We start from the raw sequence: 26,793 nt of genomic DNA, 5'->3' as shown, positions 1-26,793 counted from the left end.
TTTTTTATATTAGTCCGTTAAATTTTCTGATAAACCATTCTGCTGCGAAAGCGAATGCTATGATAGCCAAAAGTATTCTGAATTCTATCAAAGATACAACATTTTCAGTGCTTATCTCGGTTGGCACGTATTCACTATTGGTCAATAGCTCTTGCTTTAACGCCTCTATCTCTGCAGGGTAATATTGTTTGCCGCCAGAAGCGATCGCCAATTGTTTCATTTTTACATTATCACTGGATACGAACTGATTTTCCATATCAAATTCAGAGATGACGAACGAGCCTGTTTCTGTATTAGATGCGTTAGCAACCGTTACTTTAAAAACATATTCACCAGGTAATAGGTTGGAGAGGTCGGCCTCAAAATAGCCATTCTTTAAAACCATGGGGGTGGTACTCTCTTTATTTGTTTTCGCATTGGTAACCGTTATGCTCACTTTTGCATTTGGATCGAATAAAAAAGCTTCATCAAAATAAGTAGCGGTGATTACAACAGCGGAAGCCCCGTCATACACCTTTTCATAATCCACATTGAGCCTCGATTTAGTTTTGGAGCTCGTTAGATATCGAATAAGATTACCCATAAATTCGTCGAAATTAAGGAAGTCCCCAGTGTTTCGATAGGTTTGCATCCGCCATTTCCATAGTCCTTCGCCTAACAATATAGTCTGTTTTCTCGAAGAATTTTCCCACGTGGCCCACAACGGTTTTTGCACATCCATTCCTTTGATTTGGGTTCCCAATAGAGATTCGTAGGGCTGTTCAAAGATAATCGGCCCTGCGTCACTTTGTAAGGGAGGAAAATCGGTCAGGTCAAAGGAAGAAATATCATATTTGCTAAAGCCGTTGTTCAACAGTCCGAAAACCTCTTGCACCGGATAACCGTTTTCAAATTGAAAACCAAGGTCCGCCTGGTTCAAAAAGAAGTAATCGGTATGGGTTCCTGCAATGATAAAAGTATTGGCGTTCTTGCGTTTTGCAAACTCTATACTATTTTTAAAACCAATGGTAGGCTGATAGAAAATGAACAAATCCATCTCGTCCAATGTTTTTGCGTCGACATTAGGTTTTAAGATTGATACGGCCCGTTGTTCATTGCTTTCAATGGACTTTTTCAAGACTCCTAAATCGGGATGTAAAATGTCTGAAATGAGCGCAATTTTTGTCTTTTCATCAATTACCTCAAGCGTGGCCTCCCTTTTATTATTAGAAGTATTACGCTCTTCGGGTAAGGTTGTCACCTGAACTTGAATAGTTTTAGTTCCGACGGAATTTGCATCGATTTGAGTACTAATGGACCTTAAATTGTTCTTTTGGTCCAATTTTATATTCTCCCGGTGTACCACCTTATTATCCATGGTTATAGATACCGAAGGAGATACAGGAGTATTCCCCTGATAGGAAATGTAGGTTTCCAAGGGAAATTTATTGTTCAGAAAAGCATATTTGTTGGTTAAAATAGGTCCCACTGAAAGGTCCTTGTATCGCGTAGTGTCACCCAATACCAACGTATAAATAGTGGTGGTAGGCTTTGGTTTAAAAAAACTGTAATCCTGCCCAATTGTTTGATTACCGTCAGATAGTACTACAGTAGCTGTCTTTTCACGGGCAAAAACATTTTTTAATGAAGAGAGGGACTTATAGAGATTGGTGTTTCTTTCGTTAAAAGAAAGGCTATCCAACGAATTCAAATCGTTTCCAAATCGGTAACTGCTTATTTTAAATCTATTCGATAATTCCGGAGTGTTTTTTAGACTGTAAATAAGGTCTTTAAGCTGTTTCCCGCTTTCACCAACAGAACTTGAATTATCGGCCAAAATCACCAAATTAGGCTTTTGCAGCACATAAGATTTTCGGGAAAACTGTGGGTTTATAAGTAATAGTAAAATACCGAAAACCCCTAAAAAACGAAAAAAGGCTAAAAGAAGATAAATCTTTCCTTTAGCCTTATGTTTATAAACATACTGTAGTACAACAAGTACCAAGGCAACAATAGCAGCAATAATTATATACAATACCGTTATGGTTTCCATGGACTAAACTATTATGTTTTATGGGAATAGAGAATAACACAGTATAAACGATTAACCTTAAAAACGAATTATGTTAACATGCCACCATCAACGTTCAATACCTGTCCTGTTACATAAGCAGAAAGGTCCGATGCAAAAAACAGGCATGCGTTGGCAATATCTTCAGGAGAACCACCACGTTTTAATGGGATGGCATTGCGCCATCCTTGCACCGTTTTCTCATCCAGTTTTTCGGTCATTTCCGTTTCAATAAAACCTGGAGCAATGGCATTGCAACGAATGTTTCGCGATCCTAATTCAAGAGCAACCGATTTTGTGAATCCGATCATACCTGCCTTAGAAGCTGCATAATTGGTCTGACCCGCATTTCCTTTTACACCAACAACACTACTCATATTGATGATAGAACCACTACGTTGCTTCAATAAGGTACGTTGTACCGCTTTTGTCATATTGAAGACGGATTTTAAATTAGTATCGATTACCGCATCAAAATCAGCTTCGGACATCCGCATTAACAAGTTATCTTTTGTAATTCCTGCATTATTGATCAATACATCTATAGTACCTCCAAAATCTTCTAAAACATGAAGTACTAAAGCATCCGCTTCTTGAAAATCGGCGGCATTGCTTTTATAAGCCTTGGCTTTTACCCCTTTGGCGGTCAATTCTTTTTCTAATTGTAGTGCCGGTGCTTCGCTAGAACTGTAGGTAAAAGCGATATTGGCACCATGGCCTGCGAATACTTGGGCAATTCCCATTCCTATTCCCCTACTTGCCCCAGTTATAATAACATTTTTTCCTTCTAATAATTTCATAAGTCGATAAATTTCTAAGCTAGTTTACCAAATATACCTTTTGTTTGATTTATAGGCTAAAAAAAATCCCGCTACAAACGGGATTTTATATGAACGATAGGGGTTATTTACCCATTACTTCTTTTACTTTCAAACCTATTTCCGCTGGAGAATCCACCACATGAATACCACATTCACGCATAATACGTTTTTTGGCCTGTGCGGTATCGTCACTACCTCCTACTATCGCTCCCGCGTGTCCCATTGTTCTTCCAGCTGGTGCCGTTTCACCCGCGATGAAACCAACAATCGGTTTTTTACTTCCACTGGCTTTATACCACTGGGCAGCATCTGCTTCCAACTGTCCGCCAATCTCACCGATCATCACCACACATTGTGTATCTGGGTCATTAATTAAAAGCTCTACGGCTTCTTTAGTCGTTGTTCCTATAATCGGGTCACCACCAATACCAATGGCTGTGGTAATTCCCAATCCTCGACGTACCACTTGATCTGCAGCCTCATACGTAAGTGTCCCTGATTTGGAAACAATACCAACTGTACCTTTTTTAAATACGAAACCCGGCATAATACCCACTTTGGCTTCTCCTGGTGTAATAACCCCCGGACAGTTAGGACCGATTAAGCGACAATCCCTTTTCTTGATGTAGTTTGCCACCTTTACCATATCGGCAACAGGAATGCCTTCTGTTATTGTTATGATCACTTTAATACCTGCTTCGGCAGCTTCCATAATAGCATCTGCAGCAAAAGCTGGCGGAACAAAAATAATCGTAGTATCTGCTCCTACTTTCTCAACAGCTTGGGCAACCGTATTGAAAACAGGTTTTCCTAAATGCTCTTGTCCACCTTTACCTGGTGTAACACCTCCAACGATATTAGTACCGTACTCAATCATTTGTTCGGCATGAAAAGTACCTTCACTACCTGTGAAACCTTGCACGATTATTTTGGAATCCTTATTTACTAATACGCTCATACTACTGTAGTTTTTATTTTTAACTGCACAAAAATATAGGTTTGCCGATGAATTTTAAAGCATTAACCCGCTTATTTCTTGTCCATATTTCTAATTATTTCTGGAATTTTCTTTAGGTAGGCCAATTGTTTCAATTTTTCGCGAGATTCTTCTACCGGTGTGCCAAAATAACTCTTACCACCAGCTACAGATTTTGTAACGCCAGTCTGCCCCATAATAACGGCGTTCTTACCTATGGTTATTCCACTATTGGTACCAACTTGACCCCATAGGGTCACTTCATCTTCAATAATTACGCAACCTGCTATTCCCGTTTGGGAAGCGATCAAGCACTTTTTACCTATAACGGTATCGTGACCAACATGGACTTGATTGTCCAATTTTGTTCCGACGCCAATGGTAGTGTCTCCTGTAACCCCTCTATCAATCGTACAAAGGGCTCCGATATCGACGTTATCTTTCAACACGACCCTACCGCCCGAAATAAGCTTGTCAAAACCTTCTGGACGCTTTTTATAATAAAAAGCATCGGCGCCCAAAACACTACCCGCATGTATGGTTACGTTATTACCCACAATACAGTTGTCATAGATAGAAACATTTGCATGAATTAGACAATTGTCACCAATAAGAACATTGTTGCCGATAAAGACATTAGGTTGAATTATGGTATTCTTACCAATTTTAGCGGAATTCGATATGGATCTACAAGAAGCGACGAATGGTTGAAAAAACGTAGTGAGCTTATTGAAGTCCCTAAAAGGATCATCTGAAATTAAAAGTGCTTTTCCGTCCGGACAATCGACTTTTTTATTGATTAAAATGACCGTTGCTTTTGAATGCAGCGCCTTCTCATAATACTTAGGATGATCCACAAAAACGATATCGCCATTTTCAACCACATGGATTTCGTTCATTCCCAATACAGGAAAATTGGCATCGCCAACGAAATCGCATGAAATAATAGCCGCAATTTGTTGCAACGAAAATGTAGTGGGAAATTTCAAGAGTTTTTAAGCATTTTACAGTGAGTCCAGATAAATTATTCCTTAACACGCTCCATATAAGAGCCTGTAGCGGTATCAATTTTAATTTTATCACCTTCGTTGATGAACAAAGGAACATTAACCTCTGCCCCTGTTTCAACAGTTGCCGGTTTAGTGGCATTGGTGGCTGTATTTCCTTTTACACCTGGTTCTGCGTACGTTACTTCTAAAACTACACTCGCTGGCATATCCACAGATAAAGGCATGCTATCCTCAGTGTTGAAAAGAATGGTCACCACTTCTCCCTCTTTTAAAAGGCCGGGTGCATCTAAAGAACTCTCCTGTAAGGTAATTTGATTGTAATCATCGGTATTCATAAAATGATAGGTATCACCTTCGGGATAGAGGTATTGATATGACCGCGTTTCTACCCGGACATCATCAATTTTATGTCCTGCAGAAAAGGTATTGTCCAAAACCTTACCTGAGGTAACGCTTCTTAATTTGGTACGAACAAACGCCGGACCTTTACCTGGTTTAACATGTAAAAATTCTATAATTTTATAAATATCGTTATTGTATCGTATACATAACCCTTTTCGTATATCTGAAGTAGAAGCCATTTGTATTATTTATTTCTATTGTTATTTTAATTTTTTTGAAAAATTTATTTAGCTGTTGCTAAAATAACCTTTCATAATACCACGTTGTGAATCTCGAATGAATTGAAGTATTTCGTCACGTTCAGGTGTGGCTTCCATTTCTGCCTCGATTATCTGAACTGCTTGTGAATTGTTATAATTTTTCTGATACAGGATTCTATAAATATTCTGTATTTCCCTAATTTTTTCCGATTCAAAACCACGACGCCTTAAACCTACGGAATTGATGCCTACATAAGATAACGGCTCTCGTGCCGCCTTAACGTAAGGAGGTACATCTTTACGTACTAAAGAACCGCCTGTAACAAATGCATGTTGCCCAACAGATACAAATTGGTGTACGGCAACCAACCCGGCAAGAATTACATTATCGCCTATGGTAACATGACCCGCCAAAGTCGAGTTATTCGAGAAAATACAATTATCACCCACATAGCAATCATGCGCAACATGGCAGTACGCCATAATCAAACAATTCTTTCCAATAACGGTTTTCATACGATCAGAGGTACCTTTGTGTATAGTGGCACATTCACGTATCGTTGTATTATCGCCGATAACAACGGTTGTCTCCTCCCCTTCATATTTTAAATCTTGTGGAGAGGCTGAAATAACGGCACCAGGAAAAATATTGCAATTCTTTCCGATACGAGCGCCTTCCATAATGGTAACATTAGAACCAATCCATGTGCCATCTCCAATAGTAACGTTATTATGAATGGTCGTGAAGGGCTCAACCACAACATTTTTGGAAATTTTAGCGCCCGGGTGAATATAGGCCAAAGGTTGATTCATGTTATGTTCTTTTAACTATTTGTGCCATCATTTCAGCTTCACTGACCAATTTATCATTGGCATAGGCATAGGCTTGCATGTGACATATTCCCCGTCTAATCGGAGTAATTAAACTACAGTGGAAAATTAAGGTATCACCGGGTAGCACTTGTCTTTTAAATTTCACCTTATCTATCTTCATGAAAAGCGTCAGGTAATTTTCTGGATCAGGAACCGTGCTCAATACCAAAATACCTCCCGTTTGTGCCATTGCTTCTACTTGCAGAACACCTGGCATAACAGGTGCGCCAGGAAAATGACCTACAAAGAACGGTTCGTTCATGGTGACGTTTTTCATCCCCACCACGTGTTCAGATGAAAGCTCAAGAATACGGTCTATTAAAAGGAATGGGGGCCTGTGGGGTAGCATCTCCATAATTTTATGGATATCCATCAATGGAGGTAAGCTCAAATCATATTTTGGAACACTGTTGCGTTTTTCCAATTTTATTATTTGGGAAAGCTTTTTGGCAAATTGAGTATTTATGAAATGACCTGGTTTGTTCGCTATAACTTTTCCTCTTATTCTTGTGCCGGTTAAAGCTAAATCCCCTATTACATCTAACAGTTTATGACGTGCCGCCTCATTAGGTTGGTGAAGGGTCAAATTATCTAAAATGCCATTTGCCTTAACCGAAAGTTTTTTCTTATTGAAGACTTTTTCCAATTTTTTCATGGTGTCTTCAGAAATTTCCTTGTCCACGTAAACGATGGCATTATTCAGATCACCCCCTTTTATGAGTCCGTTCTCCAGTAACATTTCAAGTTCATGTAAAAAACTAAAGGTGCGGGCATCTGCAATTTCTTTTTTGAAATCTGATAATCTTTCGAGGGTTGCATTCTGTGTTCCCAAAACTTTGGTGCCAAAATCGACCATGGTCGTTACTTGGTAAGAATCTGCAGGAATAATGGTTATTTCGCTTCCAGTTTCTTCATCCTTATAAGAAATGACTTCTTTTACGATATATTCTTCCCTAGGGGCATCTTGCTCAACGATACCAGCTTCTTCCAACGCTTCTACAAAAAACTTGGAAGAACCATCCATTATGGGAGGCTCGGCTGCATTTAGTTCAATAAGTACATTGTCGATTTCCAAACCGACCAAAGCGGCAAGTACGTGTTCGGATGTTTGTATTTTAACCCCGTTCTTTTCCAAATTCGTACCTCGTTGTGTATTGACCACTAAGTTTGCATCTGCGGGTATGATCGGCGCTCCTTCCAAATCAACCCTTTTAAAAGCGTAACCGTGGTTTTTATCTGCAGGTAAAAATTTTATCGTAACATCACTTCCGGTATGTAAACCAACTCCGGTTAGGCTTACTTCCTTCTTTATAGTCCGTTGTTTGCTTGTTGTACTCATCGTCAATCCTTCTTTTCTAAAGTGTCGATTCTACTAATTATTTTTGGTAAATTCTTAAAATGAACATATGATTTATTGAAATCTCCATAGTTAAGTGCTGGTGAGCCTTGTAAGACCTCTTTATCCTTTATGTTTCTCCCAATTCCGGACTGGGCCTGGATTTTCACGTAATCTCCGATGATAATATGGCCTACAATACCCACTTGGCCCCCGATTAAACAGTGTTTTCCAATTTTGGTAGATCCGGCGATACCTGTTTGAGCAGCAATTACCGTATGTTCGCCTATTTCTACATTATGGGCAATCTGTATCTGATTATCCAATTTCACCCCTTTTCGCAATATAGTCGACCCCAAGGTAGCGCGATCAATGGTCGTACCCGCCCCGACATCCACATTATCTTCTAAAATCACATTACCGGTCTGGGGCACTTTCGCAAATTCACCTTGTTCGTTGGGTGTAAAACCGAAACCATCTGCTCCTAGTACCACGCCACTATGTACGACACAATTATTTCCTATTATAGTTTCAGAATAAATCTTTGCGCCAGCGAAAACGGTAACATTATCGCCAATGAGGACGTTATCACCAATATAAACATTGGGATAGATTTTTACATTGTCGCCCAACTTCACATTGTTACCCAAATAGGAAAATGCACCTAGATATAAATCGGTTCCATACGTGGCCGTTTCAGATTTAAAAACAGGTTCTTCTATCCCTACTTTGTTGTTCTTTACCTGATTGTAGTACTCCAACAATTTAGAAAAAGATTTATAGGCATCCTCCACTTTAATAAGGGTAGTATCAATATGGTGTTCTGGAATAAAACTTCTATTCACAATGGTTATGGAAGCTTTAGTCTTATAAATAAACGAGGTGTATTTGGGGTTGGCCAAAAAAGTAAGGGAACCTTCTTCCCCTTCTTCAATTTTAGCAAGTTTATGCACGGCAATATCTGGATTTCCATGTACTTCTCCTTCTAAAATACCTGCAATCTGGCCAGCTGTAAATATCATGGGCACAAAAGTAAGAAAAATTGTTAAACCGCTTCTTTTGGGTAACACATATAATATTTGGTCACCGTTTTCGAAAGCGCATTCAAATTTAGGTGATCTGATAGTTTTGCTACATCTGTGATCTTACCGTTTTTCCTTAAAATATTTATATTCTGATGTTCACGATCATAGGCTTTATTTTTTAACTCTCCCTTAAAAACAAAATAGGACGTTTCTTCATTTGAAAAATTATTCTTTTTCATGATTTTCTCAAACTTGACCCTGAACTTAGCCTCGCTTACAGGTTCTTTTTTGAGCTTTATATGTAACAACTTTCGGTTTATGATCATTTTGCAAAGCTCAGATAATATAAAATCATCAACGTATTGCCATTCTTTTAAGGCCGATAGAATATCAACATCATCTAATTTTGCAAATAGATCCAAGGTCGATCTATCAAAATTACCTTTATCGATAGTATGGGATAAAAAATAATGTAATGGTCGGCTACTGATTAAGGTCATCCCTTCTTTAATTAGAAAGCGAGCGCGTTTCAATATGCTGATTAATAGTTGCTCTGCCACTACGCCGGTCTTATGTAGATAAACCTGCCAATACATAAAACGTCTGGCCATTAGAAACTTTTCAACAGAGTATATCCCTTTTTCCTCAACCACTAGGTTACTGTCAACTACATTTAACATGGTTATCAAACGCTCGGCATTGGTATTACCTTCTGCTACCCCAGTATAGAAACTATCACGCTTTAAATAATCTAATCGGTCCATGTCCAACTGACTTGAAACCAATTGGTTTAAAAATTTCTTCGGATGCTTACCGCTAAAAATGGAAATGGCCACCGTTAAACTTCCGTTAAATCGCTCATTGAGTTCTTTCATAAACTGAAGGGAAATAAACTCATGACTGACTCCTTCTACGATGCTATGTTCCATCGCATGCGAAAAAGGCCCGTGACCGATATCATGCAACAGAATGGCGCATAGAAGTCCGCTCTCCTCTTCATCAGTGATTTCAATACCCTTGAAACGAAGTACTTGTATCGATTTTTGCATTAGATACATGCAACCTAGTGCATGATGAAAGCGGGTATGATGAGCCCCTGGATATACTAAATAGGAAAGTCCCATTTGAGATATTCTACGTAATCTCTGAAAATAGGGATCGGCAATGAGGTCAAAAATAAGGGTATTGGGGATTCTAATAAATCCGTAAATTGGATCATTAAAAATTTTCAGTTTGTTTGATGTCTTCAAGATAGAACTGGCTTTTCTGAAATTAACAGTTCAAAGTTATACAAAAGCATCAGCATAAAATTTGATAATTTCCAAATAAATAATTCAATGAACAAGATAAAAATATTGTGGGTAGATGATGAAATTGATTTACTTAAACCCCATATCCTTTTTTTAGAAGCTAAAAACTATGAAGTACTCACCTGTCAAAGTGGTCAGGAAGCATTAGAAGAATTGACGGCCAACAGTGTTGATATTGTTTTTTTGGATGAAAATATGCCCGGAATATCGGGATTGGAAACCTTGTCGGAAATTAAGGCGATCGACAGTTCATTACCCGTAGTAATGATTACCAAAAGTGAAGAGGAATTTATTATGGAAGAAGCCATTGGCTCCAAGATAGCTGACTATCTTATAAAACCGGTGAATCCGAATCAGATTTTACTATCCCTGAAAAAAAATCTGGATCATTCAAGATTGATATCCGAAAAAACGACCAGCAATTACCAACAGGAGTTTCGAAAAATTGCGATGGATCTCTCTATGGTGAACAGTTACCAAGAATGGGCTGACCTTTATAAAAAATTGATCTATTGGGAATTGCAATTGGAAGAGATTGAAGACAGTGGAATGTTCGAAATATTGGAATCACAAAAAACCGAAGCCAACCAACAGTTTGGTAAGTTCGTAGATCGAAATTATGTAGATTGGTTTACCGATGCCGATGCTCCCGTCATGTCCCACACGTTGTTTAAGGACTGGATAGCCCCAGAAATCAAAGACCAAAAAACCTTATTGATAGTGGTCGATAATTTAAGGTATGATCAATGGTATGCCTTCGAGGATACCGTAAGTTCATTTTATAAAAAGAAAAAAGAGGAATCCTATTTCAGTATTCTACCTACGGCAACCCAATATGCTCGTAATGCTATTTTTTCGGGGTTGACACCATTGGATATGGAAAAAAAATATCCGGACTGGTGGAAAAACGATACGGACGAAGGAGGCAAAAACCTATTTGAGGATAAATTTCTGGAAGCACAACTTAAACGCTTGGGACTCAATTTGAAATGGGAATACCATAAAATAAGTAGCCTTAAACAAGGTAAGCAGTTGAGCCAGAATTTCAAATCTCAAAAAGATAACGACCTGACCGTTATTGTTTACAATTTTGTGGATATGCTCTCCCATTCTAAAACAGAGATGGAAGTGATAAAAGAACTGGCCTCCAACGATAAAGCCTATCGCTCTTTAACAACGAGCTGGTTCAAGAATTCACCGATGCTCGAAATTATTCAGCAAGCACAACAGTTGGGCATTAAATTAATCATCACCACGGATCATGGAACCATCAATGTCAAATCTCCTTCAAAAGTAGTCGGTGACCGTGATACTAGTTTAAACCTCAGGTACAAAACGGGCAAAAGCCTGACGTTTGAAAAGAACGATGTCTTCGCCGCTAAAGACCCCAAATCCATCCATTTGCCTAGTATCAATATGAGTAGTTCCTATATATTCGCAAAGAATGACCTGTTTTTTGCCTACCCTAATAACTACAACCACTATGTCGGCTATTATAGAAACACCTATCAACACGGCGGAGTGTCTTTGGAAGAAATGATTGTACCTTTTGTAGTTTTGGAGCCGAAATAATTTGACTTGATGGAATTGATTTATACTGAAAATGAGTTGAGTGAAATCTCAAAGCAAATTGTCACTAGTGCAAAAAGCAGAACATTAGCCTTTTATGCCCCAATGGGGGCAGGAAAAACGACCCTGATTAAAGCTTTAGTCAAAGAATTAGGCGGAATAGACAATGTCAGCAGTCCCACCTTTGGGTTGGTGAACGAGTATGAAAATTTGGAAGGGAACACCTTAGCCTATCATTTTGATTTTTATCGGTTAGAAGATGAATTTGAAGCTCTGGATATGGGGCTGGAAGACTATTTAAATGCAAATACATGGGTTTTTATGGAATGGCCCGAGAAAATACCCAATTTACTTCCTGACGACATACAAATCATTAGAATTGAGATCATCAATGAAAATACAAGGAGACTAATATTTTGACAATCAACATACTGAAAATTTAATAGAAAATAATGGATAGAATTTAATGGGAGTTCATCGTTCAAAGTCGATTTTTATTGTTTTTTTTTCGATGAAATACATTTTTTTCGACAAAAAGACTCCTTTATCCGTTAAAATGCTAAAATTTATCGTTTAATAGCGTTTTGTTTGTACATTATTTCTTACGTTTGTACTAGAACAAATATTTGTATAACCAAAAATCCCTTGAAAATGAAGAACAAAAGAACTTTTCTTGCCTCTTTGGCATTAGGTGTATTTCTTTTAGCCATGGCTGCCCCGATTATTAATGTAGATAATCAGCAACTTAGCGTTGAAAAGAAAAACCTGACAAAAAGAATTTAACTATTGAAAATAGTTATTCAAAAAAGAGCGAGATAAACTTGCTCTTTTTTTTGTAATAATATTCTTCTAATATTTCCGTTAGCATTAAGTAATTGAATTATTAATGGTAACTAAAAGGAAAAAACAAAAGGCTAAAAAAAAGATTTTTCTTGAATCTTTATTAGTTTTTTTTATTGCAATATCCCCATTCCTGTACAAAGCATACGATTATCTACCATATGATTCGAATGGAAATGTATCCATTCTAGGATTAACTTTTGGTAATAATGGATTTCCGGATACACTTACTTATTTATGGTTCTTAACTTCCAAAATTGTACCACTTTATTTACTTGTTTTTTGGTTCTTAACTTCTAGAGATTGGTGGTATCATATCATCATAATTCCAATTTCAATGTACGCCTTTCAATTATTTGAGGTATTTTTTGATTCAGATGACGTTATTGATACTGATAATATCTGGTGGATCATACCAATATGTATGATTACCATTCCTTTTGTGTATTTTATACGTATAAAGCTTTATGATAAACACGTTCATGGTATTGATTTGGAAGCCATGGATGCTGAACTTCAAGAATTGAAACAAAAGGATATTCAAACCTCAAATCCACCTACCTCTTCTACAGCCTCAGAATTAGAAGAAACAGAGCTAAAATCCATCTCCGAAGAATTGAACACTAAATTGTCGACAGGTAATATTGAAAACATGATTAAAGGGATACAAGAGCGTGTACAAGGTTGGTTGCATTTTAAACTTTAAATCTCTACAACCCTAGGTCAATCTCTTTATTTTTCATTTACTTAAAAATTGTACATTTGAGTTTCGAATCCCAGATTGAGACAAGTACATTTTACGAATGAGCCAACCCACTTCCCCGTTTAGTAAACAACAATTACTCCCACAAGAAGAAACCCTAGAGGTTTATAGACAAAAAGGAGATTTATTTATCGGCATCCCTAAGGAAAATCAATATCAGGAAAAAAGAATTTGCCTCACACCCGACGCTGTTAATGCGTTAACCTCTAATGGTCACCGTGTGTTGATAGAATCTGGCGCTGGTGAGGGTTCAAATTACACCGATATGGATTATACCACCGCTGGTGGAGAGATAACCAAGGATACTAAAAAGGTTTTTGCCTGCCCCTTAATTTTGAAAGTCGAACCCCCTACCCTGTCCGAGATTGCTTTTATAAATCCGCAGACGGTAATCATATCAGCACTTCAAATAAAAACTCAATATAAGGAGTACTTTGAAGAGATAGCCAGAAAACGAATTACAGCAATTGCCTTTGAGTATATACGTGATGAAGAAGGTAAATATCCTGCGGTAAGGTCTTTAAGTGAAATAGCAGGAATATCCTCAGTTTTAATTGCGGCCGAGCTAATGGCAGCGAATAATAAAGGAAACGGATTAATGTTCGGTAATATTAGTGGCGTGCCACCGGTTGAAGTAGTAATCATCGGGGCAGGTACTGTAGGTGAATTTGCCGCAAGGTCCGCAATAGGTCTTGGTGCTAATGTTAAAGTCTTTGACAACTCGATTACGAAGCTTAGAAATATCCAGACCCATTTAAGACAAACGGTCTATACATCGACTATTCAACCTAAAAACTTACTCAAAGCCTTAAAACGTTGTGATGTTGCTATTGGGGCTACCAGAGGAAAAGATCGCTCGCCCATCGTTGTTTCAAGTACTATGGTAGAACATATGAAAAAAGGGGCAGTAATTATCGACGTTAGTATTGACACCGGTGGCTGTTTCGAAACTAGTGAAATAACCGACCATAACAAACCTACACGAGAAAAATTCGGTGTCATTCATTATGGCGTACCTAATATTCCATCACGGTATCCAAAAACGGCATCGGTTTCCATCAGCAATATTTTCACCCCATATTTATTGAAAATTGGAGAAGATGGTGGATTAGAAAATTCACTTCGTTTTGATAAGGGCTTGCGCAACGGACTTTATATGTACCATGGTATCCTTACCAATAAATCGGTAGGAGAATGGTTCGATCTTCAGTACAGCGATATTAATTTCCTGATTTTTTAGAATAGCGGCACGTTTCCTTTCGTCATCTCTTTTAAAGGCATAATTTTGCCCTCTTAATTATCATTTTTTAGTTGTAACATGATGGATTTTCTAAAACGATTGGGTTTTTATTTGGTGGGGCTATCCATAGGTATTGTTTTCCTTACCATGTTCTTAAAAAAGAAATCTGAAGAAACAGGGGTCTACTTTTGTTACTTCCCCAATTGCAGAACCTTAAAGGATATCAGGTCCAAGCCAATATATTATGTTGACGATGCAAAAAGGCAATTGGTAGAATATCAACTGGATTCATTAGATGTTGCCTACATCCTTACACAAGGAAACGTAGATTTCAGTAAGAGTGACACCAAGTCCGTCCCTTGTAAAACCTATATCGTCGATTCTGAATTAAAAAACAAAGAATGGACATTTACAGTGAAAAACTGTTCCGACAAAGCTACAATCCAAAAGATTGAGACTAAGTAAATTAAAAAAGATTACATTTTTCTGCGTTTGCGCTCTTTCTTCAGCAGCGATAATTCTCTACTAGTCTGTCCTGCTACAGATGTATTCTCGTCCGCTCTTCGTATCAAGTAAGGCATAACATCACGTACGGGTCCAAAAGGAAGGTATTTTGCAACATTATATCCATTCGCTGCAAGGTTGAAGGAAATATGATCGCTCATTCCATATAATTGACCGAACCAAATGAAATCATTATTTTTCTCCAGTCCTTTTTTCTCCATCAAATCCATCAGCATATAACAACTTTCTTCATTATGGGTACCCGAAAAAATAGAAAGCGTATCCAGATTATTGATCATATAACGAATGGTTTCGTTGAAATTTTCATCCGTTTCGGCCTTACTTTTACAAATAGGTGTTGGATATCCTTTCTCTTCTGCTCTTTCGTTTTCTTTTTCCATGTAAGCTCCTCGTACGACTTTCATACCTACCCTAAAGCCATCGGCCAATGCGCGTTCATGTAGTGACTTTAAATAGGGTAAACGATCCCATCGATACGCTTGTAATGTGTTGAAAACAATTGTTTTCTTCTTGTTGTATTTACGCATCATCGTCTCGGCAAGGTCATCAGCTGCATCTTGCATCCAACTTTCTTCTCCGTCAATCAATAAGGAAACTTCTAGGTCATGAGCCTTTTTGCAGACTTTGTCGAACCTGTTCACGACACGTTGCCATTCTGCCTTTTCATTTTCCGTAAGAGCTTTCTTCTCCCCTATTTTTTGGTATAATGCAAAACGTCCAAATCCTGTAGGTTTAAAGACCGCAAACGGGATGGCTTCTTTTTCCTTTACAAAATCGAGTATTTTCAAGATCATATCAGTTGCATTGTCGAAAGGATCTTCTTGGTCCTTACCTTCAACAGAATAATCTAAGACAGAGCTTACTCCCTTCTCCCACATGCGGTCGACAACTGGAAGACAATCCTCTTCATTTACCCCTCCACAAAAATGATCAAAAACAGTAGCCTTGATTAAACTTTCGACCGGTAAATGAGCCTTAAACGCAAAGTTGGTGATAGCAGAACCCATCTTTACCAATGGTTCATGAGAAATCATTTTAAAGAGGAAATAGGCTCTTTCTAGTTCGGAGTCTGATTTTAAGGAGAAAGCGGTCGCAGTATTATCAAAGATTCGATCCATTTTGTTTTTTTTCAATAGCGGGCAAATATAAACACAGATTTTCTATTCCTAAGACTAAAAATAACCTTTATTTTGTGTCCAAAAGAATTCAATATTAAGCTAATCCTGTTTCCTAATGCAATCCATAATTTCAGATTCATACGCCGTACATTTCAATGAGAAGGCCTTTGAATCGTTAAACAAACATCTTGAAGAAAAATCCTATTCTAAAGTTTTTATACTAGTTGATGAAAACACCCATGAATTATGTTTACCTCAGTTTATGGCAGAGATTAATGGGGATTATCATTTTGAAATCATAGAAATTGAATCTGGTGAGGTGAATAAAAATATTGAAACCTGTGTCGGAGTTTGGGAGGCCTTATCAGAATTGGATGCCGATAGAAAAAGCATCTTAATCAATTTAGGAGGCGGTGTGCTTACCGATTTAGGAGGATTCGTAGCTTCTACCTTTAAAAGGGGAATAAATTTCATTAATGTTCCTACCACTTTGCTCTCAATGGTAGATGCTTCCGTGGGCGGTAAAACAGGTGTGGATCTAGGATCTTTAAAAAATCAAATAGGTGTCATTAATCAACCAGTAATGGTTTTAATATTCCCAGATTTTTTGGATACGCTGGATTTTCGGCAAGTTAGAAGCGGTTTTGCTGAAATGTTAAAGCACGGACTTATCCAGAATGAATCCTATTGGGAATCGCTAAAAAGGGCAGAAAGTCTAACCGATATGAAAGATTTTATTCTTACCTCGGTTCAAATCAAGAATAAAGTGGTTTTACAAGACCCTACAGAGCAAGGCGTACGGAAAATTTTGAATTTTGGACATACCTTAGGCCATGCCATCGAATCCTATTTTTTGGAGAATGAAGAAAAGGAAATGTTATTACACGGAGAGGCCATTGCCATTGGAATTATTTTAGAAGCTTATTTATCGACGAAACTATCGGGGCTAAGTGAAAATACTCTGAAGGATATAAAAGATACCTTTATTAGTCGCTATGAGAAAGTTTCATTTTCCGACGAAGACATCACCAATATTTTGAAGTTGATGAAATATGACAAGAAAAATTCGCATGGGAAAGTGAATTTCGTGTTGCTAAAAAATATCGGAAAGCCTGAAGTAGATATTGAAATTCCGGTAGAATTATTTACCGAGGCATTCGCATACTACAAAGATTAAAAACTTCACATACCAATAAGTGCAGTTTCACAACTCTTTGAGATAAACTTTAGGTTTTATGACTAGTTTAGGATGAAGCAACCAAGTAACCATCTTAAAATAAATTAGTTATGACCAGACGACTTATCGATTACCGCAAATTAGACCACAAATTAGCATCACTTTTAATAGATACCTATCCTTATGGATATGGCGATGAAGATATAATCACTTTTAAAAACTTACAGGGAGAGATGGTTGAAGCGGTACAGCTTAAAACCGAAGACACACTTTATTTAGTAAAAATCAGTAAAAACCTTTCTAACTTCATTGCCAATTTCGAAGAAAGCAGCGAAAAGGAATTAGAAATAAAAACTGCAGAAGAAATTATGCAGGCCGAAGATATGGCCAATGCGCTGTATCTAAACTTTGAAAGGGAACCGGAATCTGAATTCGACTTTGATATGGAGTAAGACTCCATGGTATTTTGCTAATTCCTAATCCGTATTAAAGAATCTATTGTATAATAGATAGGTTTATAATTGCCCCAATTTATTCACTGGTTTGTCATCAATCGTTGGTAGTATATCGTTTTTAGTTTAAACTATAGCTGTTTTGAGTTGTAAAACTATCTATCATCATATAGGTTACCCTGCTTCCCAATGTTTAAAGTAACATACATATAAATTTGAGAGGAATTGATAAATTCTTTTTCGCTCAAAAATAGCTTTAGCATGTTTTACAATAATCATGCTCTTCCTGCATAAGTTTTCATCCTTTATAGAGCAAAAGTACATGCTCTTTTTATAAATGCAAATAACAATTCAAAATAGGTGTATTGAAACACATTCATACCTATAACAATCTGGTATTTAAATCAGTATGTTAATTTCATAGAAGCTTCATACGTCACCTAAAGTATTTATTATTAGATTTGAGAAACTGCTTATTTATGCCGACCAAAACAAAATTTGAGCGTTTCATTAAACTGATTTCATTATCCTTCTTATTATGGACTTGCACAAACCCGGTCACTCCCGAATATGAATTTATTGGAGGAATGATTTACATTGATGGCTTTGTGGGAACTACCGAAGGGTCATCTTATGTTACAATAACAGAGTCTGATGTTGCCTTTTACTACAGAAATATTTTTGTTAGTGGTGCTACTATATTTTTTATAAATGTAGATTCTAAAGAAAAAATACAATTATTTGAAGATGAAGATAATGCACAATACATACCTGCCGCCAACTTCAAAGGCGAGATAGGTCAAAAATGGTATTTAGAGGCCAATTTACCTAATGGTGAAAAATATCTTTCAGAAATTGAAACAATAAATCCTTCTGTACCCGTAAAAGACATAAGTATTAGATATGATAAGCAGTTAGCGTTTGTCGAAGATTACGAAAAATACGTTCCCGGGCATGAAGTAGCGATAACCTTTGACGATCCTGCAGATCAAACGAATTACTATTATTGGCGCTATAAAACTTATGACAAGGTGCAGATCTGTAAAATATGTTATAAGGGTAAATTCAGAAACAATGAATGCATTGACGCGCCCATGGTGGACTACTATACCTATTATTGTGATTCTGAGTGTTGGCAAATTGAATATGGAAATGAAATCCAAATCTTTTCAGATAAGTTATCCAATGGAAGTACTACCGCTTCATTGCCAATAGCCAATGTGCTATTAACTAGAAAAACCAAAATATTGGTAGAGATACAGCAATTTTCACTTACCCCAAAAGCATATGAATATTATCAGACGATAAAAGACCTGGTCGATAATAATGGAGGGTTTAATGCACCACTACCAGTAGCCCTTATAGGGAATATGTTTAATCCAGAAGATTCAAACGAATATGTATTGGGAAGGTTTACGGCATCATCTGCATTTACGCAAACGGTAATGATAGATCGAACTATGATAGAAGAGAGCCCAATCATTAATAGAATAACACCTAACCCTGAACCACCCCCAACAGGACCTGGGCCTATTTATGATAAAGCACCATGTGAAGAAAGCAGATATAGAACCTCTATAGAACCAGAAGGATGGATAGAATAATATTTGAACAAATGAAGCAACTTCAAAACTGGTTTTCAATATTTATTCTCTGTTTATTTGTTACAACTTTTAGTACAGCACAAGAACACACGTTATCTTTTCAAATACGTGAAAACATCACCAATAAACCTATTGAAGATGTACAGATAATTTTAACACCGTGTGCCTGTGGTGGAGTTACAGATAGTAATGGCGAATTCAACATTACGTTACCTGATAAAACGTATCATGCGAGAATATCATTTATAGGTTTTAAAACTATAGAAAGCGAGATTTTACTCGACAAAGACATCACACTAACTTTACTTCTAAGCGAAGAGCAGGAGGAGCTCTCTGAAGTGGTATTGCGTGCGAAAAGAGTGAGTGACCAATTAGAAACACCTCAAATGGGAGCTGTTAAATTGACTTCCCAACAACTAATAAAAATTCCCGCAGCAATTGGAGAGGTCGATATTCTAAGGGGTATGACATTGTTACCTGGTGTTAACAATGCAGGAGAAATAAGTAATGGACTATCGGTTAGAGGGGGGTCTCTAGATCAGAATCTATTATTATATGATTATGCTCCAGTTTTTAACCCAACGCATTTGTTCGGCTTATTTTCTGTTTTTACACCCGAGGCTATTTCTTCTGTAGATCTCTATCGTGCAAACATTCCAGCACGATATGGAGGAAGAACTACATCTGTTCTCGATGTAAAAGTTAAAAATCCTTATGTAGATAAACTCAAATTAAGTGGAGGAATTGGCTTAGTTTCAAGCAGACTGTCTTTAGAAACACCCATTATAAAAGATAAACTTATGTTATATGCGGGCACTAGGGCCGGATTTACTGATTTTCTTTTACCCATAGTATCAAAACGATTGCAAAAAACGAAAGCTCGGTTCTATGATCATACCATTAAGCTACTTTACCTCCCCACTGATAAAGACCAAATTTCCTTTACTAATTTTTACAGTAAAGATTTTTACCAACTCGATTTGATTGCCCAAATCGAAAACATTAATGCCAAAAGCAATCAATATGATTTTAAAACTCTTAATAACACTATCAACTGGATTCATTCATTTAATGAGAATTCTAGTTTAAGAACTGTCATTTTAAATAGTAAATACACCCCAAAAACACTATTTCCTGAAAGTGATAAAAGCAATGTAATAGAATATGAATCTCAAATTAACTTTCTGAGTATCTTCTCCGAGTACAATCACAAACTAAACGATAGAATAGATTATTATGCAGGAATACAAGGCAATAAATACAAAATAAAGCCGGGAAAACTAGATCCCGGTAGTGCAAATAGTGTTCTTCCCGTCTCCTTGGATGAAGAAAACAGCTATGAATTATCAGCCTATGCCAACGTTAATTGGAATCCTTTTAAACCACTAACGCTTTCAGGAGGACTCAGGTTTACGAACTTCACACTTGTTGGGCCTTATACACAAGCTACTTTTGATGAAAATACCGAAGAAATCACTAGTGTCATAGAATTTGACAAAGGAGACAAGGTTAAAATGTATAGCGCGCTAGAACCCAGATTAGGAGCTAATTTTAAAATATCCGAAAACACTTCTGTAAAAGTTAGCTATGCCCGTTTAAATCAATATTTGCAAAATATTTATAATTCAACTACACCTTTACCCACATCTAGATGGAAAACTTCTGATCCCAATATAGAACCGCAAAGAAGCGACACGTACAGTATTGGTCTTTATCAGAACCTAGACCATAATAATTTAGAACTTGGTGTTGAGGGGTATTACAGAAATTCAGATAATAATTTAACCTATAAACCTGGGGCTGATTTCTTTTTAGAAAAGTTTTTGGAAAGAGACGTAGTACAAGCTAAAGGCAAAGCATACGGAGTAGAATTCAGTTTAAAAAAACCAAATGGAAATGTCAATGGGTGGTTAAATTATACTTGGTCTAGAAGTTTTTTAAAAACAGAGAGTGTGAAGTTGGCCGACAGGGTCAACAACAACCTATGGTATCCTTCTGATTTTGACAGACCACACGTTTTTAATGGCACAGTAAATTTTGAAGGAGACCAATACAATACATTGAGCTTTAATTTTACAGCACAAACAGGCCGTCCATATACGATTGCCAATGGTTATTTTAATCTAGAAGGCATAAATGTTCCTGTATATCTTGAGCGAAATAATGCTCGATTAAAGCCCTATCATCGCCTAGATCTTTCATGGAAAATAAAATATAGTAAGAAATTGAATAGACGTTGGGTGGGCGATTGGACTTTTACCGTTTACAACTTATACGCAAGAAAAAACCAGTACAACGTTTATTATACGCAACGAAATGGCGACGTTAATTCCGACATTTTTTTAGGAAGTCCCTTAGGATCTTATGAACTTACTATAATGAACAGTCCAATTTTCTCCCTAACCTATAATTTTGTTTTTGATTAAATTTACATTCTTGGACACTTCAGAAGTGTTAAACATTTCATGTTAACATGATTATTTACCTTTCGCTTTTAAGAGAAGATTTAGTTTAAAAAATACCTTTCCCTTAATATTTTAAAGTGGTGTCTTTGATGCCCGCTGATTACAAAACCTATTGCACCTACACTCCAGGGCATTCCACTTGCCATTCCTACACGCGTCAATTTTTCTTCGGAAATTAATTCGAACATATTTAACGTTACCTCACGAACATTTATAAATTCTTCAATAATACTTTCTTTTGTTCTTTTTTCACTATCGCTTTCTAAAACATAACCGTCCTGCTCGAAGCCAGGTAATGGGGTCATATCATTTCTCGAAAACCGAAAAGCCCTGTATAAAAATATACGCTCAGTATCTATAATGTGTATAAGTAATTCTGCGACGGTCCACTTTCCTTTTGCATATCTGTGCTGTAATTGCTCTTGAGATAAACTTTTAGCGAATTCAAGAAATGACTCCCTTTCATCTCTAAGACATTCCACTATTTCTTCATCACTATCCATCATGTTTAGATAGGTAGTGTAAAAGTGTCCATATTCATCCTTCTTCAAATCTTTTTTCCTCATGCGAAAAGTGTATTTTGATATTCAATGACATAAGTATTAAACCTAAAAAGCCCAATCCGTTTTAGATTGGGCCTCAAAAGATGCTATAGGTTACTTATAATTCGTTAAAAATAGTATGCATCAGACGTTTTTTATCATTGAAACTTTCTTCCAATGAAATCATTGTTTCGGTTCTGCTAATACCATCAATATCATCGATCTTAAAAATTATATTTTTTGCATGTGTGGTATCCTTAGCTCTTATTTTACAGAAAATATTGAATTTACCTGTAGTAATATGTGCTATGGTGACATTAGGAATCTGGTTTAAACGCTCCAGAACGAATTTTGTCTGATGTGTTTTTTCCAGGAAAATACCGACGTAAGCAATAAAGGCATACCCTAACTTCACATAATCCAATGTTAGTGAAGAACCTTTAATGATACCGGCCTCTTCCATTTTTTTAACCCGAACATGTACTGTTCCGGCTGAAATAAGAAGCTTTTTAGCAATATCAGTAAATGGAGTCCTGGTATTGTCAATTAACATATCCAGTATCTGATGATCTATTTCGTCCAATTTAACTTTACCCATTGTTATAAAATTTTCGCCAAAAATAAAAAATTATAACATTAAATTCATTGAAACTGACGTTTTTTTAATGAAAATGTAAACATTTTTGCTTTTAAAATAAAATAAGGCAATGAAAATCAACTTAATAGTTTCAAAATCCCATTTTCTCGGAGCCAACGTACATCGACTTCTTCGTTATAATCTAAAATTTTATGACCAAAAATTTCATTAGGCATGACATCGAAATGTAATATTTCTGGCTGAAAGTGAATTTTACCTTCTTTAAGCAATTCTTTGTACTGCATAAATATACTTGAACCTTTATTGAAACCATTATTAATGGGTTTTACGTTTTTAATCAGTATATCTACATATTGTTTTCCATTTTCAGGTATGGCCAAATATTGGTCTATGGTATATTTTCCTATTATTTCTTTTGAAATCGTCAGAATAGCCTTTAGTAAAGCGTAAAAAATCAATTCCCTAGTTTTTTCGCGCTGATAATCTCCAGGATAATGTCCAGACTCAAATAATACGGTTGGTGTGTTTTTCATTTGAAACGCATCACCCACACAATTTGGATTGAACCCATCATCATATCGGCCTATTTGACCAGGAATTATTTCTTGCAAAACACTATTCATGGCAGCTATTAACTGCATACTCATCTTTCTTGTCGTGGAGTTATTACGATCAAGGTCAAAGGCAGGAGCTAAAAAAGACACCGTTGCAGGTTTATTGGTAGTGCCCACATTAAAAATTGTTCGTTGATCGTGAAGATTGAAACAAAAATCAGGTTGAAAATCGTTATAAATCCGATTTAAGATACGACTTTCAGGTTGGGATAAATCTTGAGCATCCCTATTTAAATCTTTCTTATTGGCATTTACACGAGTGTATATACTTGCCCCGTCGGGATTAAGAATGGGGATAATTTTTAAGGTACAAGAATTTCTAATTTCTTGGGCATCGGCCGAATTCAGTTGCAGATAATTCAATAAGTCCATTACCGCTTTTGTGGTAGTAGATTCATTCCCGTGCATTTGGGACCACATTAAAATACGTTTAGAACCTTGACCGTAGGTGATACTTTTAATGCGATTATTTCTAACCGACATTCCAATATCCTCAACCTTAAAATCGGTTACCAGATTTGAAATAAAATCATTCAGGTGATTATAGGTCACGTATCTACCTTGTATTTCCGATACATATATTTTCCTATAATCTACTCTTGATTGTTCCATGCTTTTTTAATGAACGACAAAAATACTACAGCTAAAGTTTACAATTGTAATTTTATGATTTCCATTTCTAAAAAGAATATTACAATTATATTGACATTTGTAATTCATTAAAAATTTAAACATATAAATATTTATAAATCAATTAAATAAATATATTCATTTAATGCTTAACTATAGATAAAATTATTCGAATGGATAATTGTATGGGCCTATAAACTAGTAATATGTAAAAGAATAAAATATATTTGTGGACATGTTAGATGCTGTTACTTTTATTAAGCGATTAGAATTATTATTGGAACATTACGAACTTTCTTCTGCCGCTTTTGCCGACAGAATAAATGTTCAACGGTCTAGTATTTCACATTTATTGAAAGGTAGAAACAAACCTAGTTTGGAATTTGTAATGAAAATTAACGAGGCATTTTCAGAAGTTGATTTAGAATGGTTGCTGTACGGTAAAGGAACCTTTCCGAATGGTGCGATTGAAAACAATACTCCTGAAGTAAAAAAAAGAAAACTTGAACCTCTTTCACCCCCCCCTTAGTCATAAAACGATTGAGCGTATCATTGTTTTTTATTCTGACGGAACCTTCAAAAATTACACAGAACTCTAATGTTCTTTTCTTCAATTAAACAATTTTGGTTCTTATACATTTCTTCCTTGCTATTTTCTTTAATTTTGAAGGATGATAAAAAATATTTCAGCATTCATAATTATTCCCCTACTTCTTTGTTCATGTTACCAACCAGAGCGTAATTGTAAAGATTTTAAAACCGGGGCTTTTGAGTTCACCTATGAAATTGGAGACACCCTTAAAAAAGGAAAATTCATAAGGAATGAAAAATACAGCATAGATCACTATGATGATCAGGTTGATAGTGCCACCGTACGTTGGTACAATGATTGTGAGTTTGTTCTGCAAGATGTCAATAGTAAAGCAGCTATTCAGTATAAAATTATAAGCACAACAGATTCTTCATACACTTTTGAGTATAAAAGTGCCGTAAAAGATCCGAATAGAAAATTGATCGTAAAAACAGGAACAGCTTTTAAAATAGATTAACCAGCTTCACTATTTTTTCAGTACTGGTGCTTTTTGTCTTTTTAAAGAAATTGTTTTGCAATTGTATTATAGGGTTGTTTTAATTATCTTGGTTAGACCATATAAAATTAATCAAGGCAATCATGAAGAAATCCAAGAAGGACAAGTCACCGGGTATCAACCGGCGTGATTTTGTCAAAAAAACTGCACTCGCATCCTCCATTTTTATCGTACCTAGACATGTTTTGGGAGGTCCGGGTTTCCTAGCACCCAGTGACCGTCTAAACTTGGCGGCCATAGGAGCGGGTGGCAAGGGTATCAGCGACATTAAAAATGCCTCAGTAATGGGGCGGGAACGCGTGGCAGCATTATGCGATGTCGATTTTGCAGGTACTGCATCAAAAAGCATCGAAAATTTCCCTAAAGCAAAGCTCTATGATGATTTTAGGGTGATGTTGGATAAGAAAAAAAACATAGATGCGGTAACTATTTCTACCCCAGACCACGTACACGGCCCTGCGGCCAAATGGGCTATGGAACGAGGCATACATGTGTATGTGCAGAAACCAATGACCCACAATATCAAAGAAGCGCGCCTATTAACTCAAATGGCACGGGACAATAAAATTGTAAGCCAAATGGGAAACCAAGGCGGATCTAATCCTCTTTTGAACATGGTACAAGATTGGATTGATAATGATAAAATCGGAGCCGTAAAAAAAGTGCAGATATGGACCAATAGACCCGTTTGGCCCCAAGGTATCGAAATGCCAAAACCTGATGCCAGTCTTAAACCTGATAGTTTAAACTGGGATTTGTGGTTGGGACCCGCAAGTGAAAGACCTTTCGTGCCTAATCTTCATCCTTTCAATTGGAGAGGTTGGTGGGACTTCGGCACAGGTGCTTTAGGAGATGTAGGCTGCCACTTGATCGATATCCCTTTTAGAACTTTGAACTTAAAATACCCAACGGACGCGGAGTGCAGTGTAGCCTCGGTATTTACAAAGATGTGGAAACCCGATTATTATCCAGAAGGTTGTCCGCCATCCTCATTTATCACCTTACATTTTGATGCTACCGACAAAACCAAATCTCCCATAGAAATGACGTGGAGCGATGGAGGCATACGTCCATCACATCCAGATATTATTCCCGCCAATGATGACATAGGTGGTAAGGATAGCGCTAATGGGGTATTGATCATCGGCGAAAAGGGAATTATCTCAACCAACATTAATGACAGTTCCCCATTAATGCCCAAACTTTATTTAAATGACGGAACTACGGAGTTCGGACCAGAGGTTGAAGAAATGCCCGAACCGGAGTATGGTCATCAACGTAAGTGGGTAGATGCCGTAAAGGCTGGTTTTGGAAGCCCGGAACATTTGGCGCTCACTTCTTCCTTTGACTATGCAGGTCCTATGACAGAAACGGTTCTGATGGGTAATCTAGCGATTAGAAGCTATATGCTTCAAAGAGAAAATTCAGAAGGAGCAATGGAGTTCTTTGCGCGCAAAAAACTATTGTGGGATGGTGAAAATATGAGAATTACCAATCTTGAGGAAGCCAATCAATTCGTTGGAAGAACATATAGGAAAGGATGGGAGGTTTAAAGACCTCCTTTT

General features: G+C 36.8%; 26 protein-coding genes. 13 read left to right on the top strand and 13 right to left on the bottom strand.

Annotated features, from left to right (window positions below; genetic code table 11):
• Positions 1 to 4: 4 nt before the first annotated feature.
• The 9 genes from ACNR9Q_RS11915 to ACNR9Q_RS11875 form a co-directional block, all read right to left on the bottom strand.
• The gene (locus ACNR9Q_RS11915; protein ID WP_419211442.1) at positions 5 to 2,032 is read right to left on the bottom strand and encodes a VWA domain-containing protein; all 2,028 of its coding nucleotides are present in this window, start codon (positions 2,030 to 2,032) and stop codon (positions 5 to 7) included.
• Positions 2,033 to 2,100: 68 nt separating this feature from the next.
• Positions 2,101 to 2,850: a 3-oxoacyl-[acyl-carrier-protein] reductase gene (gene fabG, locus ACNR9Q_RS11910; protein ID WP_419211441.1), complete on the bottom strand. Its 750-nt coding sequence runs from the start codon at positions 2,848 to 2,850 to the stop codon at positions 2,101 to 2,103.
• A gap of 103 nt (positions 2,851 to 2,953) precedes the next feature.
• The gene (gene sucD, locus ACNR9Q_RS11905) at positions 2,954 to 3,829 is read right to left on the bottom strand and encodes a succinate--CoA ligase subunit alpha (RefSeq protein WP_419211440.1); all 876 of its coding nucleotides are present in this window, start codon (positions 3,827 to 3,829) and stop codon (positions 2,954 to 2,956) included.
• A gap of 71 nt (positions 3,830 to 3,900) precedes the next feature.
• Positions 3,901 to 4,836: a UDP-3-O-(3-hydroxymyristoyl)glucosamine N-acyltransferase gene (locus tag ACNR9Q_RS11900; protein WP_419211439.1), complete on the bottom strand. Its 936-nt coding sequence runs from the start codon at positions 4,834 to 4,836 to the stop codon at positions 3,901 to 3,903.
• 35 nt (positions 4,837 to 4,871) lie between these two features.
• Positions 4,872 to 5,438 (bottom strand): elongation factor P, encoded by a 567-nt coding sequence (gene efp, locus ACNR9Q_RS11895; RefSeq protein ID WP_419211438.1) that lies wholly within the window; start codon positions 5,436 to 5,438, stop codon positions 4,872 to 4,874.
• A gap of 48 nt (positions 5,439 to 5,486) precedes the next feature.
• The gene (lpxA, locus tag ACNR9Q_RS11890; RefSeq protein ID WP_419211437.1) at positions 5,487 to 6,272 is read right to left on the bottom strand and encodes an acyl-ACP--UDP-N-acetylglucosamine O-acyltransferase; all 786 of its coding nucleotides are present in this window, start codon (positions 6,270 to 6,272) and stop codon (positions 5,487 to 5,489) included.
• A 1-nt stretch (position 6,273) separates the two neighbouring features.
• On the bottom strand, positions 6,274 to 7,671 hold the full coding sequence (locus ACNR9Q_RS11885; RefSeq protein WP_419211436.1) for a bifunctional UDP-3-O-[3-hydroxymyristoyl] N-acetylglucosamine deacetylase/3-hydroxyacyl-ACP dehydratase: 1,398 nt from the start codon (positions 7,669 to 7,671) through the stop codon (positions 6,274 to 6,276).
• Between the two features lie 2 nt (positions 7,672 to 7,673).
• Positions 7,674 to 8,690, bottom strand: a complete 1,017-nt coding sequence (gene lpxD / locus ACNR9Q_RS11880; RefSeq protein ID WP_419211435.1) for a UDP-3-O-(3-hydroxymyristoyl)glucosamine N-acyltransferase — start codon at positions 8,688 to 8,690, stop codon at positions 7,674 to 7,676.
• Between the two features lie 23 nt (positions 8,691 to 8,713).
• The gene (locus ACNR9Q_RS11875; RefSeq protein ID WP_419211434.1) at positions 8,714 to 9,943 is read right to left on the bottom strand and encodes an HD domain-containing protein; all 1,230 of its coding nucleotides are present in this window, start codon (positions 9,941 to 9,943) and stop codon (positions 8,714 to 8,716) included.
• 87 nt (positions 9,944 to 10,030) lie between these two features.
• On the opposite strand from ACNR9Q_RS11875, the gene ACNR9Q_RS11870 reads away from it, so the two are divergent.
• From ACNR9Q_RS11870 to ACNR9Q_RS11845, 6 genes are all read left to right on the top strand, one after another.
• The gene (locus ACNR9Q_RS11870) at positions 10,031 to 11,575 is read left to right on the top strand and encodes a PglZ domain-containing protein (RefSeq protein ID WP_419211433.1); all 1,545 of its coding nucleotides are present in this window, start codon (positions 10,031 to 10,033) and stop codon (positions 11,573 to 11,575) included.
• Between the two features lie 9 nt (positions 11,576 to 11,584).
• Positions 11,585 to 11,992: a tRNA (adenosine(37)-N6)-threonylcarbamoyltransferase complex ATPase subunit type 1 TsaE gene (gene tsaE / locus ACNR9Q_RS11865; RefSeq protein WP_419211432.1), complete on the top strand. Its 408-nt coding sequence runs from the start codon at positions 11,585 to 11,587 to the stop codon at positions 11,990 to 11,992.
• Positions 11,993 to 12,223: 231 nt separating this feature from the next.
• Positions 12,224 to 12,355, top strand: a complete 132-nt coding sequence (locus tag ACNR9Q_RS11860; RefSeq protein WP_419211431.1) for a hypothetical protein — start codon at positions 12,224 to 12,226, stop codon at positions 12,353 to 12,355.
• A 394-nt stretch (positions 12,356 to 12,749) separates the two neighbouring features.
• Positions 12,750 to 13,118, top strand: coding sequence for a hypothetical protein (locus tag ACNR9Q_RS11855; protein WP_419211430.1), 369 nt, complete (start codon positions 12,750 to 12,752; stop codon positions 13,116 to 13,118).
• Between the two features lie 97 nt (positions 13,119 to 13,215).
• Positions 13,216 to 14,415, top strand: coding sequence for an alanine dehydrogenase (locus ACNR9Q_RS11850; protein ID WP_419211429.1), 1,200 nt, complete (start codon positions 13,216 to 13,218; stop codon positions 14,413 to 14,415).
• Between the two features lie 78 nt (positions 14,416 to 14,493).
• A complete protein-coding gene (locus tag ACNR9Q_RS11845) occupies positions 14,494 to 14,880 on the top strand; it encodes a DUF4258 domain-containing protein (RefSeq protein WP_419211428.1) in 387 nt (128 codons plus the stop codon).
• Between the two features lie 11 nt (positions 14,881 to 14,891).
• Here the strand turns inward: ACNR9Q_RS11845 and ACNR9Q_RS11840 are convergent, their stop codons facing one another.
• The gene (locus tag ACNR9Q_RS11840) at positions 14,892 to 16,058 is read right to left on the bottom strand and encodes a proline dehydrogenase family protein (RefSeq protein ID WP_419211427.1); all 1,167 of its coding nucleotides are present in this window, start codon (positions 16,056 to 16,058) and stop codon (positions 14,892 to 14,894) included.
• 115 nt (positions 16,059 to 16,173) lie between these two features.
• Here ACNR9Q_RS11840 and aroB point away from each other — a divergent pair, with 115 nt between their 5' ends.
• From aroB to ACNR9Q_RS11820, 4 genes are all read left to right on the top strand, one after another.
• Positions 16,174 to 17,235, top strand: coding sequence for a 3-dehydroquinate synthase (gene aroB / locus ACNR9Q_RS11835; protein ID WP_419211426.1), 1,062 nt, complete (start codon positions 16,174 to 16,176; stop codon positions 17,233 to 17,235).
• Positions 17,236 to 17,345: 110 nt separating this feature from the next.
• Positions 17,346 to 17,687 (top strand): hypothetical protein, encoded by a 342-nt coding sequence (locus ACNR9Q_RS11830; protein WP_419211425.1) that lies wholly within the window; start codon positions 17,346 to 17,348, stop codon positions 17,685 to 17,687.
• Between the two features lie 479 nt (positions 17,688 to 18,166).
• On the top strand, positions 18,167 to 19,291 hold the full coding sequence (locus ACNR9Q_RS11825; protein ID WP_419211424.1) for a DUF4249 domain-containing protein: 1,125 nt from the start codon (positions 18,167 to 18,169) through the stop codon (positions 19,289 to 19,291).
• Positions 19,279 to 21,717, top strand: a complete 2,439-nt coding sequence (locus tag ACNR9Q_RS11820; protein WP_419211423.1) for a TonB-dependent receptor — start codon at positions 19,279 to 19,281, stop codon at positions 21,715 to 21,717. The genes ACNR9Q_RS11825 and ACNR9Q_RS11820 overlap by 13 nt, the downstream gene beginning before the upstream one ends.
• A gap of 80 nt (positions 21,718 to 21,797) precedes the next feature.
• Here ACNR9Q_RS11820 and ACNR9Q_RS11815 read toward each other — a convergent pair whose 3' ends face one another.
• The 3 genes from ACNR9Q_RS11815 to ACNR9Q_RS11805 form a co-directional block, all read right to left on the bottom strand.
• Entirely contained in the window at positions 21,798 to 22,322 is a 525-nt protein-coding gene (locus ACNR9Q_RS11815) for a DinB family protein (protein WP_419211422.1), read from the bottom strand.
• 94 nt (positions 22,323 to 22,416) lie between these two features.
• Positions 22,417 to 22,896 (bottom strand): Lrp/AsnC family transcriptional regulator, encoded by a 480-nt coding sequence (locus tag ACNR9Q_RS11810; protein WP_027066901.1) that lies wholly within the window; start codon positions 22,894 to 22,896, stop codon positions 22,417 to 22,419.
• A gap of 116 nt (positions 22,897 to 23,012) precedes the next feature.
• Positions 23,013 to 24,122 carry a M14 family metallopeptidase gene (locus ACNR9Q_RS11805; protein ID WP_419211421.1) on the bottom strand — a complete coding sequence of 370 codons (1,110 nt, stop codon included), beginning with the start codon at positions 24,120 to 24,122 and terminating at the stop codon, positions 23,013 to 23,015.
• A 253-nt stretch (positions 24,123 to 24,375) separates the two neighbouring features.
• Between ACNR9Q_RS11805 and ACNR9Q_RS11800 the strand changes: the two genes are divergently transcribed.
• From ACNR9Q_RS11800 to ACNR9Q_RS11790, 3 genes are all read left to right on the top strand, one after another.
• Positions 24,376 to 24,669 (top strand): helix-turn-helix transcriptional regulator, encoded by a 294-nt coding sequence (locus tag ACNR9Q_RS11800; RefSeq protein ID WP_419211420.1) that lies wholly within the window; start codon positions 24,376 to 24,378, stop codon positions 24,667 to 24,669.
• Between the two features lie 142 nt (positions 24,670 to 24,811).
• Positions 24,812 to 25,189, top strand: coding sequence for a hypothetical protein (locus tag ACNR9Q_RS11795; protein WP_419211419.1), 378 nt, complete (start codon positions 24,812 to 24,814; stop codon positions 25,187 to 25,189).
• Between the two features lie 122 nt (positions 25,190 to 25,311).
• Entirely contained in the window at positions 25,312 to 26,781 is a 1,470-nt protein-coding gene (locus tag ACNR9Q_RS11790; RefSeq protein WP_419211418.1) for a Gfo/Idh/MocA family protein, read from the top strand.
• Positions 26,782 to 26,793: the final 12 nt, after the last annotated feature.

The sequence above is a fragment of the Maribacter sp. X9 genome (assembly GCF_048537565.1).
Classification (GTDB): domain Bacteria; phylum Bacteroidota; class Bacteroidia; order Flavobacteriales; family Flavobacteriaceae; genus Maribacter.
Note: the sequence above shows the minus strand (reverse complement) of the source record. Positions and strands in the feature narration are given on the sequence as shown.